This window comes from Methanospirillum sp. (assembly GCF_028679455.1).
In the GTDB taxonomy this organism is placed as follows: Archaea; Halobacteriota; Methanomicrobia; order Methanomicrobiales; family Methanospirillaceae; genus Methanospirillum.
The window spans coordinates 1-13,641 of record NZ_JAJRBM010000237.1; the positions used below are offsets into that span (position 1 = coordinate 1).

15 protein-coding genes are annotated in these 13,641 nt (G+C 48.4%); 6 read left to right on the forward strand and 9 right to left on the reverse strand.

What is annotated here, in order from left to right; translation table 11 throughout:
- Positions 1 to 2,459, reverse strand: a 2,459-nt coding sequence (locus LUQ50_RS07785) for a heavy metal translocating P-type ATPase (RefSeq protein ID WP_300038728.1), incomplete at its 3' end; no start/stop codon positions are given.
- A 125-nt stretch (positions 2,460 to 2,584) separates the two neighbouring features.
- Here LUQ50_RS07785 and LUQ50_RS07790 point away from each other — a divergent pair.
- The gene (locus tag LUQ50_RS07790) at positions 2,585 to 3,385 is read left to right on the forward strand and encodes a carbon-nitrogen hydrolase family protein (protein WP_300038731.1); all 801 of its coding nucleotides are present in this window, start codon (positions 2,585 to 2,587) and stop codon (positions 3,383 to 3,385) included.
- 34 nt (positions 3,386 to 3,419) lie between these two features.
- Here LUQ50_RS07790 and LUQ50_RS07795 read toward each other — a convergent pair whose 3' ends face one another.
- Positions 3,420 to 4,187, reverse strand: a complete 768-nt coding sequence (locus tag LUQ50_RS07795) for a hypothetical protein (RefSeq protein ID WP_300038734.1) — start codon at positions 4,185 to 4,187, stop codon at positions 3,420 to 3,422.
- 139 nt (positions 4,188 to 4,326) lie between these two features.
- Between LUQ50_RS07795 and LUQ50_RS07800 the strand changes: the two genes are divergently transcribed.
- The 5 genes from LUQ50_RS07800 (at position 4,327) to LUQ50_RS07820 (ending at position 8,849) form a co-directional block, all read left to right on the forward strand.
- On the forward strand, positions 4,327 to 5,523 hold the full coding sequence (locus LUQ50_RS07800; RefSeq protein ID WP_300038737.1) for a PLP-dependent aminotransferase family protein: 1,197 nt from the start codon (positions 4,327 to 4,329) through the stop codon (positions 5,521 to 5,523).
- Positions 5,524 to 5,632: 109 nt separating this feature from the next.
- On the forward strand, positions 5,633 to 6,208 hold the full coding sequence (locus tag LUQ50_RS07805) for a tetratricopeptide repeat protein (RefSeq protein WP_300038740.1): 576 nt from the start codon (positions 5,633 to 5,635) through the stop codon (positions 6,206 to 6,208).
- Positions 6,209 to 6,212: 4 nt separating this feature from the next.
- Positions 6,213 to 6,773, forward strand: a complete 561-nt coding sequence (locus tag LUQ50_RS07810; protein WP_300038743.1) for a manganese efflux pump MntP family protein — start codon at positions 6,213 to 6,215, stop codon at positions 6,771 to 6,773.
- A 3-nt stretch (positions 6,774 to 6,776) separates the two neighbouring features.
- Positions 6,777 to 8,186: an ABC transporter substrate-binding protein gene (locus LUQ50_RS07815; protein WP_300038746.1), complete on the forward strand. Its 1,410-nt coding sequence runs from the start codon at positions 6,777 to 6,779 to the stop codon at positions 8,184 to 8,186.
- Positions 8,187 to 8,636: 450 nt separating this feature from the next.
- Entirely contained in the window at positions 8,637 to 8,849 is a 213-nt protein-coding gene (locus LUQ50_RS07820) for a hypothetical protein (RefSeq protein ID WP_300038752.1), read from the forward strand.
- A gap of 125 nt (positions 8,850 to 8,974) precedes the next feature.
- Here the strand turns inward: LUQ50_RS07820 and LUQ50_RS07825 are convergent, their stop codons facing one another.
- The 7 genes from LUQ50_RS07825 to LUQ50_RS07855 are packed head-to-tail and all read right to left on the reverse strand — an operon-like array spanning position 8,975 to position 13,481.
- Positions 8,975 to 9,601, reverse strand: coding sequence for a hypothetical protein (locus LUQ50_RS07825; RefSeq protein ID WP_300038755.1), 627 nt, complete (start codon positions 9,599 to 9,601; stop codon positions 8,975 to 8,977).
- A complete protein-coding gene (locus LUQ50_RS07830) occupies positions 9,598 to 10,278 on the reverse strand; it encodes a diphthine--ammonia ligase (RefSeq protein ID WP_300038758.1) in 681 nt (226 codons plus the stop codon). Before LUQ50_RS07830 ends, LUQ50_RS07825 begins: the two co-directional genes overlap by 4 nt.
- Positions 10,275 to 10,862: a GNAT family N-acetyltransferase gene (locus tag LUQ50_RS07835; RefSeq protein WP_300038761.1), complete on the reverse strand. Its 588-nt coding sequence runs from the start codon at positions 10,860 to 10,862 to the stop codon at positions 10,275 to 10,277. Before LUQ50_RS07835 ends, LUQ50_RS07830 begins: the two co-directional genes overlap by 4 nt.
- On the reverse strand, positions 10,859 to 11,152 hold the full coding sequence (locus LUQ50_RS07840; RefSeq protein WP_300038764.1) for a hypothetical protein: 294 nt from the start codon (positions 11,150 to 11,152) through the stop codon (positions 10,859 to 10,861). Before LUQ50_RS07840 ends, LUQ50_RS07835 begins: the two co-directional genes overlap by 4 nt.
- Before the next feature lie 18 nt (positions 11,153 to 11,170).
- The gene (locus tag LUQ50_RS07845) at positions 11,171 to 12,376 is read right to left on the reverse strand and encodes a TraB/GumN family protein (RefSeq protein ID WP_300038767.1); all 1,206 of its coding nucleotides are present in this window, start codon (positions 12,374 to 12,376) and stop codon (positions 11,171 to 11,173) included.
- Positions 12,376 to 12,939, reverse strand: a complete 564-nt coding sequence (locus tag LUQ50_RS07850; protein ID WP_300038770.1) for a YkgJ family cysteine cluster protein — start codon at positions 12,937 to 12,939, stop codon at positions 12,376 to 12,378. The genes LUQ50_RS07845 and LUQ50_RS07850 overlap by 1 nt, the downstream gene beginning before the upstream one ends.
- Complete coding sequence (locus tag LUQ50_RS07855; RefSeq protein ID WP_300038773.1) at positions 12,927 to 13,481, reverse strand: GMP synthase subunit A; 555 nt, start codon at positions 13,479 to 13,481, stop codon at positions 12,927 to 12,929. The genes LUQ50_RS07850 and LUQ50_RS07855 overlap by 13 nt, the downstream gene beginning before the upstream one ends.
- Positions 13,482 to 13,641 lie beyond the last annotated feature (160 nt).

Sequence of the window (13,641 nt, forward strand, 5' to 3'; positions counted from 1 at the left end):
ACTTCTGCTTCTGATATCGGGGGGCTGGCCTTTATCCTGATTGGTGGTGTGTATCTTCGAAGCATCAGAGATAATGAGATCACTGTAACCGAAGAGAGTGCCATGGCAAGGGCGCCATACTCAGGCCTGAAGATGATTCCCGGGTAGAAGAGACCTGCTGCAAGTGGAATGAGGACAATGTTATAGGCAAATGCCCAGAACAGGTTGAGTCTAATTCTACCCATCACTTTTCTTGCAAGTTGAATGGCAGCAACGGCATCGGTGATATCATCCCTGACCAGAATAATATCTCCACTCTCGATTGCAACATCGGTCCCTGACCCGATAGCAATCCCGGTATCAGCTCGTGCAAGAGCGGGTGCATCGTTGATTCCGTCTCCGACAAACGCTACTATCTCTTTCTGCTGCTGAAGGCGGGAGACCTCATGCTCCTTCTCATCCGGGAGCACACCTGCAATCACCCGGTCAATACCAACCATCCGGGCAACTGCGCCTGCCGTTCGTGGATTATCCCCTGATACCATGCCTGCGGAAATGTGCATCAGCTTCAGTTCACCAATCGCTATCGCACTCGACGGTTTAACCGTATCAGCGATTGAGACAAGACCGATGAGTTGATCTTCCCGGGCTATCAGAACGGTAGTCTTCCCCTCTGTCTGCCTTTGTTCAATCAGGTTCTCTTCATCTGGCCCAATCTGCACTCCTTGTTCTCGTATGAACTGATGACTCCCTGCATTGATCATACCCCCAGCGATGATTCCCGAAAGTCCCTTTCCTGGAGTATATACAAATTCCTGTACTGCTGCGGGGGTGATACCTTCACTGCCTGCATAATTGACGATCGCTTCTCCAAGAGGATGGGATGAGAGATATTCGAGACTTGCAAGGTATGAAAGAAGTAAGGGGCGCGAACCTGCGATCAGATCGACATCTGTTACTGCAGGTTTTCCCCGGGTCAGGGTGCCGGTCTTATCAAACAAAATGGTTGTCAACCGGTCAGAAACTTCCAGACTCTCCCCATTTCTGATCAGAATGCCGAGTTCCGCACCACGTCCTACCCCAACCGTTATTGCTGTCGGGGTAGCGAGACCGAGGGCACAGGGACATGCAACCACCATTACTGCGATCAACGTCTGTAAGGCAAACCGAAGCCCCGAACCGGCTACAAAGAACCAATAACAGAATGCCCCGATTGCAATGACCAGTATGACCGGTATAAACCAGGCAACCGCCATGTCAGCTATTCGCTGGACCGGTGGTTTTGTTCCCTGTGCATCTTCTACCAGTCTGATAATCCTGGCAAGCATGGTATCAGCCCCGACCCTTGTTGCTTCAAAGGTGAGGCTACCTGAACTGGCAAGAGTCCCGGCTATCACTTCTTCACCCTGAAGTTTCTCAACCGGGATCGGTTCACCGGTTACCATCGACTCATCAATAAAACTGGAGCCAGATCTAACCATCCCGTCAACCGGGATCCTGTCTCCCGGTCTGATCATAATTAGATCCCCCACGAGTACATCCTCGATAGGTACCCGGATCTCTGTTTCTCCTCTAAGTACTGCAGCGGTATCTGCCTGCAGCCTGACCAGTGATCTAATGGCAGATGAGGTCCTTCCCTTCGCCCGTGCTTCCAGATATCTCCCAAGCGTGAGAAACGAGGTGAGCATTATCGCAGTCTCATAAAAGAGATAACTTTGATCGAGCACGATCCCGAACGTCCCAAGAACACTTGCCAGGTATGCGACGGTGGTTCCCATGGCATACATGACGTCCATATTCAATGTCCGGTTGCGTAATGAACCCGCTGCAGCCTGGAATATCGGCATACCAAGCCAGAGAAACACAGGCGTGGCTATCAGAAACTGAAGATACATGAGCGGGTGCATCAGGTCAGCAGGTGCTGCCATCATTCCCATGAGTATCGCAGCAATGGCAAACCCGAAGATAACCCGTTTAAGTTTGTCTTTAAGATCTGCCTGAATCTCTGCTTCACCAGCGTTCAGCGTTCCTTCCTTGTCAGTACCACGGTACTGATATCCTGCTGCAATAATAGCATCCCGCAACTGATTCAGACTGACCTGAGAGGGATTGTATGTAACATATGCCTGTTCATTGGAGAGATTTACCGTTGCTTCGATTACTCCTTCACGTTTTTTCAGGGCGTTTTCAACGTTTTGGGCACACATAACACAGGTCATTCCCCCAACTTTGATGGTAACCTGTTCATTGGTTACAGTGAAGCCTGATTTTTCAACCGTCTTGGTAAGATCGTTCTGATTGGTTATCGTAGGATCAAAGGTGACAAATGCTTTGCCTGTCCCGAAGTTGACCTGCGCATCACTGACTCCATCAGCGCTGGCAAGTCCTTTTTCCAGGGAGAGAGCACAACTGGCGCAATGCATCCCGGAAATTTTCAGTTCTATCCGTTTCTTCTCTTCCTCTGCCATGGTGTCTCCCATATTGGTATCTGCTACTTTTGATGCTCTTCATGCAGGGTATAAGCAGTACTCTATTATAATCATCATCACTATGGGTGTTACTATCAGATGATTTCCTTATAGGGATCAATGATCAATACTCCGGTATGATCCTCTGCATCGCTCAGATCTCCCCCTGCTGGCAGAATCCTGAGCAGACCCTTGATCTGATCAAACTCAAAGTCGCAGAGGCAAAAAGGTATGGTGCATCTTTTATCGCATTTCCTGAGCAGATTTTCACCGGCTGGGATCCGATGGACGGAGATACGTTTGTTCAGTCTGAAGAGGGAGGTATCGTTTCTGCCTTACGGAAATATGCCTATGAATCCTCAATTGGGATTCTGGGATCCTATCGGGAGTCTCACCACCCCAGGCCCAGGAATACTACCGTTGCCATAGGCCCGGATGGTTGTATTCTTGCCCGGTATTCAAAACTTCATCTCTTCTCACCGGGGGGAGAGAATGTCGCCTATGATCCGGGTGAACATATTTCTGTCTTTTCCTATCTGGGTTGTCAGTGTGGAATTGCTATCTGCTATGATCTGAGATTTGCCGATCTCTTCAGGTTGTATCGCGATGCCGGTGTCCATCTGATGCTGGTGCCGAGTGCCTGGCCTGCTGCCAGGATGCATCATTTCCAACTTTTTATCACAGCCAGAGCTGCAGAATTTCAGATGTATGTTGCCGGGATAAATACGGTCGGAGTGACTCCGGTTGATCACTACTCTGGTGGCTCAGTGATAGCAGGCCCTGACGGAACAATAGTATGTCAGGGATCAGATCAGCAGGAACTGCTCTATACTGAAATCAATCCTGAATATGCTGAAAACGTGCGTTCCGGGTTTCCGGTTCACCGGGATCGAAAAGATGCACTATATCGAAGTATGAAACCCTGCTCTCATGGGTGAAAGATTCGATTGATGATCCTGGGTGGCAAAAAAGTTACCCGGTAGGGGTAGTGTTTGTTGTCTTTCCACTATTTTGTATCTGGTATTGGGTGTTTGGTTCAGCGTATAGCACCTGGGTGATATTTCGGTAATATGCGAGTCCCTGATCTAAAGTGGTATTTGGCTGGAGGTCTACCAGCTGCAGGCCGGGAAGACCATAGGGGGTATAGTCAGTAACTACCGATGCGTGGATACCGCTGTTGGTTGCATTGGCAAATACCATCATCTCCTGGGTACTAGTGAAAGCGGTCTGGTTATACCGTACAAACAGGTCTCCTGTAGTTGCGGTATTTCCTACTGCCGGGGGATATGTGGTACCGCTGCTCTGATTGGATGCATTTGCAATCGAATAGATCGCATTTTTCTCTGCGTACCGCACGGTTGGGAGGCCCTGATAGTATGCGATCCCCTGTTCTACCGTCATAGTCGGCGGGAGACGGACAAGTTCAAGTCCGTTCATCCCCTGTGCTGAATAATCAGTGACCATGACTGCTCCGATAGCAGCATTGGCCTGCATTGAAGATGCCTGCATTGACTGATTATTCGGGTATGCCGATTGATTAAACTGGACCAGTAGTTCTCCCTGTACATATGTTCCTGGCGAACCATTGACTGTTGCCTGGATTGTCGGCGTGGGTGACTGGTTTGCCCCCGATGCTGCGGTAGTATTTTTCATCGATTCAGATGGTGCTGTTTGTGCCATGACAATAACCGCAAGGAACAGACCTGCGATCAGAATTAGCACGAGGGTATGAAGTCTCATATCGTATGTGGGTATTGGTAAGATGTATTATTCAGGCTTTTGTTGGATCAGGGTATTGACAGATCTCTCAGTAGGGTTTTTAGAACTTTGAAAAATAAGAATCACAAGAGATTCATTTTAACACTGCCAAGTTCTTCTTATGAGCGGATCCGGATTATATCGCTTCTCCAGCCGGATGGCCCGGGTACCTGATTCATTTCTCGGGGAGCTTTTCAGCGTATCCGCACAACCCGGGGTGATCTCATTTGCCGGAGGACTTCCTGATGCTGACCTCTTTGATGTTGCCGGTATCAGGGATGCTGCAGAAGAGGTATTCAACCAGGAGGGGAAGTCTGCTCTTCAGTACACAACCACGGACGGGTATCTCCCGCTTCGACGATATATCGCATCGCGGTACCGTTCCCGGCTTGGTCTCAACGCAGATCCCGACGAGATCCAGATCGTAAACGGATCACAACAGTGCCTGGATCTGGTTGCAAAGATACTTCTCAATCCCGGGGATCACGTTCTGATCGAACGCCCTGGATATCTCGGAGCAATTGAGGCCTTTTCGTTCTATGAGCCGGTATTCAATCCGATTCCAACTCTCGAAGATCTGGCAGGTCCAAGTACTGAAGCAATACAGGATCTAGTGGCACAGTATCACCCCGCGCTCTGGTATGGAATTCCCAACTCACAAAATCCGTCTGGCATGACCTGGCCCGTTGAGCTTCGCAGAGAGGTTGCTGAGCTTCTTGATGGAACCGGTACGCTTCTGTATGAAGACGATGCTTTTGGTGAACTCTTCTTTGATGGAAGAGCACGCGATCCCGTGAAACGATGGCTTTCTGATCAGACTATTATGACCGGTTCGTTCTCAAAAACGATCTCCCCCGGACTACGGTGTGGCTGGATCTGGGCACCACGATCGGTCATCATCGAATTTAACCGGGCAAAACAGGCAGCAGATCTCCATTCCAACCTCCTTTCTCAAATGATCCTCGCCAGATATCTGGAGACTGTCGATGTAGATCAGCGTATACGGGAGATTGCACAAATATACGGAGAACGATGTCAGGTGATGGAAGAGATCATTGATGATGACTTTCCATCCGGCACCAGTCATACCTGTCCTGAAGGGGGGATGTTTCTTATGGTTACCCTTCCTTCAGGAGTTGATTCCATGGAGATATTCAGACAGGGGATCAAACAAAAGGTCGCGGTGATGCCAGGGACACCATTCTATGTTGATGGCGGTGGAATCGATACGATCAGACTGAACTTCTCGTCTGCAAATCCAGATCAGATCACTGAAGGAATGGATCGGCTTTCAATGGTTATCAGAGATATGGGATGAGGGTATGCCCGAATATTCATCATCTGCTGGTTCATGTTATGTATAGTGTCTAACATTATCTATCAGGACCATAACCATATAGAATGCTGCCATACAGTACTCCAGGTGTATGCAGTCAGCAATGAATAATGAGGGATCTGACCCGGCTAAACAGGCATATATCAATGGCCTGAAGAAGTATCGGGATGGTGATCTTAAAGCAGCCTGTCCCTATTTTTCTCAGGCGATCAACGGGGGTATCGGTGACTTTGATATCCTCTATTATCGGGGAATGTGTCATCTTGATGCAGGAGACTACCAATCTGCCCTGATTGATTTTGAAGTGCTCGTACGGCAGTACCCAAAAAATCCTGAGTACATCTTCAGGCGGGGATTTATCCATTATAAACTAGGGATGAATGCAGAAGCGATCCGTGATCTGGCCCTTGTTCCCGAAGATTTTGATGACTGTTCTATCAGGTGGCACTACCTGGCAGTTCTCTTCTATAAGTTAGAAGATCGTGAGGCTGCCCTTGCTGCGATCGAAAAAGCCCTCTTAAAGTTCCCTACGATGCCCAAAATCTGGTTCAATGCTGGTGTCATTCTTGCGGCAATGGATCTGGGTGATCGTGCTGATCTCGCGTTTGTAACCGCTGCGAAACTGGATCCAAGACTCACTAGTGTGCCTCGTCAGATTCTGGAGTGACAGATTGGATCTGATCAGTATCATCGCGGTTGCTGTCAGTCTTGGTATGGACTGCTTTGCGGTCTGCATCGCTGCCGGGATGGCCGTACGGGAAGGACGTATCCCGGTGATCATGAAGATTGCCCTCCTTTTTGGTTTATTTCAGACTGGTATGACTCTGCTTGGCTGGATGGGGGGTACCTTCATTCTTGCCTGGATTGAACCGGTGGATCACTGGATAGCAACCGGCCTTCTTGCCTTGATCGGGGTTAAGATGATTCAGGAAGGGATTTCAGATTCGGAAGAAAAAGGAATTGATTTTTATTCACTATCGGTTCTTCTTGTTCTTGCGGTAGCTACCAGTATTGATGCACTTGCGGTCGGACTCTCGTTTGCAGTATTGCAGGTTCAGATTGTTCTCCCTGCCCTGATCATCGGGGGAGGTGCATTTCTGATGTCAGGATTCGGGTTCTGGGTTGGAGAACGGTTCGGTGATCATATTGGATCACGAGCTGAGATATTAGGAGGAATTGTTCTGATCCTGATCGGTCTGCGCATTTTAACTGAACATATTTTTGGAGGATAAGAAATGATCATACAAACCGTACTATCAACCTGGGTTTCATCGATCAGATCTGCCAGATTGTGGTTTAATCAGTCCCTTCTTCCTTGTGAAGTGGTTTTGGCAGCAGTGCTAATCTGTTTTCTGATGGTATCAGGGTGCATGACAATCCCAGGTTCCCCGGTTAACCTTGGCCATGCAGGATTAACAATTCTTGTTGATGATTCGCGTGAACTTGCGGTTGTTCAGAATCTGGCAGAAGAGTATGAAAACCAGACCGGTGTTTCGGTTGCCGTCAAACAGATTTCAGCAGGTTCAGGCAATACTTCTGCTGCTCTCCCTCCCGGAGATCTCCTGATATCCGGGTTTAGTCACATTCCGGGATATGCTTCTGATGGGCAGTTAGTTCCTCTAAATATCATTTTGAATACCAGTTCTTCGGTGAACTGGACGATATTTGAGCGTCCCTCTCTCACCATGGTGGGAGAATTCCCTGACCGATCCGGGACTATCTATGCCTTACCGTTTGATCAGGATGCACTTGGTATTGCTTTCAGGGCTGACCTTTTTGATGATCCAAATAAAACTGCAGCCTTCTGTGAAACCTATGGATATCCTCTTGCAGTACCGGGAAGTTATGAAGAACTGGAAGATGTTGCAGAGTTCTTCTCGCAATATGGATCCCAGCATTCGGGTATCGGATTTGCGGGTCTTCAAGGCTCTGATCCCATCTCTTCACCCTGGCTTAGTCTCGTGACATCATATGGATCCGGTATATCTGACCGTTCTTCTGGTCTTGCGTCAGGTACATGGAACAGTAGCAGAACGATCGCGGCGATGACCATGATTTGCAATCTTTCGAGTCTTGGACCGTCAGACGCTGCTACATGGGGTGATAAAGAGGTTGCAGAAGCAATTAGTTCTGGTTCTCTTGCAATTGCCATAACCTGGTTTTCGCAGTTCTCCGGGATACAGGCAATGAGTGAAGAACATAATCTGTCGGTTGGATATATGCCCCTTCCGGGAGAGAGTATGGACGATGGTTCATTCAGGGGAATTACTATACGAATGACTGGGATTGGGATACGTAAAGGTGGGTCCGAAGAACGGGCACTGGCATTCCTGACCTGGTTCTACTCACCAGATGTGCAGTTATCATATGGTAAAGTTGGTCATCAGCCGGCTCTGATCCCGGTTCTTGACTCCTATTCCTACCTGAGTCTGAATCCTTATAATCGGGCATTCCCTGAGTCCATGAGGGTAGGAGTTACTGCGGAGAAGGGTGAGCATGCTGAAGCGGTACGGCTGATCTGTGAGGATGCCATCAATGCTATTGTATCAGATGATACCATGCATTCTGAAGAGATGATGCGGATACTCAATGCATCTGCTTCATCAATCGACTCTATCAGATTAAAACAGAATTATTTATCATGATCTGGATAAACCCTTCCTGATCTCGATTTTTCTCCAAAAACTCATCTAACGTCCACGCATCTCAAATAACTCAATGCATCTTGGCCTGGCCCTGATCATGGCTTCAGGTCGTGGGTTTTTGAGCTGAAACCGTTTCTTTGCCTTCTTTTACATGATTTTGAAAAATTGCAATTATTTTAGTAAAAGAGCCTTAATGTATTATTATTTAATTGGACTCTTCAGAGATTGGAGATTTTTTCATAACGGGAAATGATCGAATCTCATTTGCAGATAGGGAATAATCGCTAAAATATTGGCCCGTTGCGATAATTAACTCTTCAGGGATAAGCTTTAACCACCTATCCACTGACCATTGGATCAGAGGTACATGCCCCCGGATATCTGGAGCGTTGCCTCGAAGGTCTGTGACTGGGAATATCCGCAAAAGAATCCATCTCCTGAGTGGTATGTGTGGCGCCGGTTTCCGGGAAGCGATCCGGCCGGCAAAAACCGGTCTCCATTACAACTGTTGCATCGGGTGGTTCGACCCACGGGCCCCCGTTCTGCATTCATGGATCACCTACCAGACACATCAACCCCACCAGACAGCACGTGTCAGATCCGGATGACCCCCCGGCGTTCCATATGGCCCGTGAGATGGTATCATCATTCCCATCCCCCTGATTGCATCCCATCAGGGATTTCCAGTCATTGACCTTTCTCTTTATCTGATATGTCCCGTTTCCTAGCCTGGTTTCGGGAGGCCGGAGCAATGAATGGGAAGATGTCCTGTTTGATATGCGCCGGACTCACAGCCGGGATTTCAAAAGTTTTTGAGAGTTAGGATGTCTCCATTGTATCTCTAAATCGTAATTATTGTGAGGATGCTGGGAACAGATCTCTAAAAAATTGATGATGATCCATTCGTTTCTGACCTCCGGGTGAAAGAGAACTCCATACCATGGGCGGTCTGCACATCGTACAGCCTGAACTCCTGCTTCCGACCTCGCGAGTATCTTCATGGATTCTGTTGGCATTACCCCTGATTGATGTAACTCCCATGCATTAAACCGTTCTTTTCCAGAAAAGATCTCTTCATCGCTGGTAACCATGATTTCAGTCATCCCGATCTTTTCTGAGGGAATCACTATTCCCCCACCAGCTATGACGATGAGTTGCATTCCTGCACATATGCCTAGCACCGGTCCGGTCCACTTCATAAGCCATTCAGGGATCCCATGGAGAAGATAATGGTCATCCATAAGTGCAGTGCCGGTCAGAATCACTCCTTGCAGGTTGACAGGCACCTCTGTGGTGGCAAGGGGGAGTATCATCGCCTGATGTCCACTTCTCTCAACTATCGAGACCACTGGACTCACAAATTCCCTTTTGAGCAGTGGGAGATCCTGCCGGGTACAATCGAGAATTGCTATCATTTGGCCACCAGTTCAGCCCCGGAAATCAGAAAACTTCCATTGTGGTTTTTATATGCCCGGCAACTGTCGGTTATGGCTATCCGCCTGGTAAAGAACGGGGCATCACAGACAAAACTCTCATACTCCCCTCCTTCCCCGGTAAGCGATATACCGTAACGATCCCTGATGGATATCAACTGATCAACAAAATGGTGATCAATCGTTCTTCCAAGCCAGGTATCATCAAATGGTGCGGAGAAAACCCCTGCAATAATAACTTCAAAACGGTTTTCAATCAGATCGCGAAGGTAATTCTCCTGATCACAGAGCCAGAGCGGGTTAAATGACCACAGATGGAGGTGGTTACATATCCGTTGGACCCGGGCGGCCTGATACACCGATTGGATAGCTCCGGTAACCACCCCTTCTACTCCATACTGCCTAACTGCTTCCTTCACTGCAGCTTCGAGATCATCTAGTTCAATCTCTTCAAGTCCTTCGGTTTGCCACTCAATCAGGGGAATCTCTGCAGCTTCTGCCTGTAACCGGGTCAAATCAATGTTCGGTGTGTGGAACATGTAACTCTCGGGATTATGGGATTGGATGGTTACAAAACAGACGACCTCGTCTGACTCCATTGCCTTCCAACATGAATAGAGGGAATCTTTTCCTCCTGAGAGTAATACTGCCAGTCTCATATCTCGTTCTCTGAAGGACTATTGCGGGTGTGAATCTGTGATTTCCATTCTTTGACAAGTATGCCTCTGACAGCAACGTCCTCAAAAACCCCTCCCTTCAGGAGATGACTCCTGAGTAATCCCTCCTGATGCATACCGAGTTTCTCCAGAACTCTTCCAGATGCCCTATTTCGCAAAAAATGAGAGGCAATTATCTTATGCAACCCCATGCTCCCGAATCCATATGCGATGACTGCTCTCGCAGCCTCGGTTGCATATCCATAGTACCAGAAGGGTGCCCCTATCCAGTATCCGATGTCAGCCAGGGCATGTTCGCTATCAATGGTGAGGCTGACTGTTCCGATGATCCATTGGTCTGTTTTTCTGGTGATAGCAAATATCAGTTGTGAGCCTTCAGCATACCAGGTCTCGTGACAGGCAATCCACATTTCTGCAATTCCGATCCCGTAAGGATGAGGAATGTGAATACACCCGTGAGCAACGTCTGGGTTTCCGGCAAGTTCCCTGACTATCATTGCTTCTTCTCGATGGAATTTTCTGAGTACCAGTCGGTCAGTCTGTAAGATTGGATAGTCCGCGTTCATACCGGTTTCTGCACAATATGTACAACATACCCCGAGATATCCAGGCACTGCTTTTTGAAATGACTCTCCTGTTCTATCCCATTAAGAAAATCATTCTCTTCTGGTGTTCGTGGTTCAGAGAGGAGTCCTGTAAGTAGTTTCTTCTGGTGTGCATAAGCGACCGGTAAGAAACCTGGCAGATTCGGAAATTTTTTCAGGATTGACCTGGTAATCTGGTCATCTCCCGGACCCTGCCAAGGAAATGACTCAAAGAAGGAGAAGAAGAAAGGGGGAATTATATCCTTAGTCATTCCTTGCGGTTTTGCTCATCACGTGAACAAGCTTGTGATGGCATGGATCATATTCTCAAATCCGGTTGATAAGAGGATGCTCGGATCGATCCCCAGGATTGGAAAGATGAAGATAAAGTACGCGAAGGTCCCTATGCTGCTCCCGACATTAGCCAGGGCTGCGACCAGGACAACCTTGAAGAGGGGAATCTTTCGCATCTCGGTGAAGGATTCTGCTGTAAAGATCTTCTTCACATCAGATGGACGAGGCTTTCTGATCTTCGCCTCTACGATCGCCGAGAACCATCCTGCAGCGATGAGCGGGTGCAGTGCCGAGATGGGTGAGATGAGAAAACCGGTTATGGCGGAGAGGGGGTGACCCCCGGCTAAAAGAGTACAGACCATCGTTGGAATTCCATGGATGATCACCCAGTACATAAGAGCCAGAAGGAGAACATCAGTTCCGACCCCTGAAAAGATGATGGCAATGATGATAAGAGCAAAGACAATCATCACGGCTGCAGCAAATATCTTACCCCATGGTCTCGTTTTGATCGATTCAACCAGGCCTGCCATAGGAGGAAGAGTCTTTGGATCTGCGAGGAAGCCATCAATCCCTTTTCGGTGACCCGCCCCTACTACCGCCAATACCCGCTCATGAGTCTGTCCGAGATTGAGCAGGTGATAGGACATGTAGGCATCCCGCTCTGATATTAATGCATAGGCTCCCCGTGGAGAAAATTTATGGAATTCCTCCATCGCCACCGTCACGAAATCTTCTTTCTTGAGTTCCTCAATATCGATCTTCTCACTGACATCCTCTGCAACCACCAGTGATCCGGCCAGGGCATAAAACATCTTCAGTTTTTCCAGGATGGACATGGAAGCCCAGAACCGGTGAAGAGTGACTCTGATATCCCGATCAATGAGGGCAAGTTCTATCCCTCTCTCTTCAGCCTCGGCTATAGCTGCTTTCATCTCAGCGCCTGGTTCAACGCCAACATCCATCCCGATCTTCCGCTGAATATAAGCGAGAACCCACTGGATGAGCAACTGATTAAAATTCTTTGCCTGTAGAATCTCTTCGATATCCGGGTTCTGCTGCTGCTGCTTCATCCCGTTATATCGTCCCTGATCCAGTTCGATTGCAACTACATCCGGATTCCAATCCCCTATTGCTGCAACTACTTCATCAACACTCTGCTGGGAGACATGTGCCGTCCCGATTATTCTGATCTCACCCATTAGATTATCCTCATACCTTCTCCGTCAACAACCACCACCTTTCCTGATGGGATGTCTACGGTTGCCAGAACTTTGGCAATTCGGTCCTCTTCTGCCTGTTCTGCATACACTCGCTTCTGCAGGTCATCAATCAGCTGATTTATGGCCTGTGGTTCTATCGAATCCGAATCTCCTGTGCTAATACCGTTACAGGGGGATATCGCCAGTTTCCCGTTATTGATCATAAATGGGTAGGTACGACATATCCAGGGACGTGATTCATAAATTGAGCAACGCCCTTCGACGAGGAATCTGCATCGATCCCCTTCACGTCTGATTGCCCATCCTAATGTATACTGTCGATCTCCCTCGTGAATCGTGTCTGGATAAGGTTCTGCGATCTCATCAAAGGCGAGGGAGGTTGAGGTCATGATCCTCCTCACTTCTGCTGGAGATACCCATACCAGATTTGATCCCGGTTCTATCTCCTTGCAACAGGCACCGCACCTGATGCAGGTGAAGGGGGTATTCCCGATCTCTGTGTATAACTGCTGATGGTCAGAAATTTTCTTCAGCTCTGGCAAATCCGTTCAAAATTCTCAAATACCCGGTATCCTTCAAAGGTATGACTGACTTCCGGATGCCACTGTACTCCGAAGACTGGAAGATCCTGGTGGCGTATTGCTTCATTGCCGCAGACGTCTGAAGTTGCCAGCCTGAGGAATTCAGGTGGTGCGGTAATCACCTCATCAGCATGGGATGCCCACACCTGCATGGTGCCGGGGTATCCCTGTAGAATCTGATCCTGATCTGCGACTGATACTGTAACTGCTCCATACCCTCCCATACGTCCGGGTTTCACTTCCCCTCCGAATTTCGTCGCGATGATGTGAAGACCGAGACAGATTCCCAGCACCGGAAGGTTCAGATCCAGGTATTCGCTGCATCTACCGGCCCGGCTGATGTCAGGTCCTCCACCGAGTATGATCCCCCGGTATTTGGCCGCAACCTCTACTGGTGGAGTAGTGTTGGAGATAAGAACTGATTCAATATCGAGATCCCGCAATGCCCGGGATATCAGATGATTAAACTGACCATAGTTATTGACCACAGCGATGGGGAGCATCTCCCCATATTTTGGTGCGCTGACTACAAAGGTTTTGAGGGACAGTACGTGGTTACAAATCTAAGGATTGCATCCTTGATCTCAGGAAACTGATGACCCATCAGATGAGCAAGAAAGATTGCTCCTCCTGCTCCCATCCCTTCTTTAACTTCCCCTATAC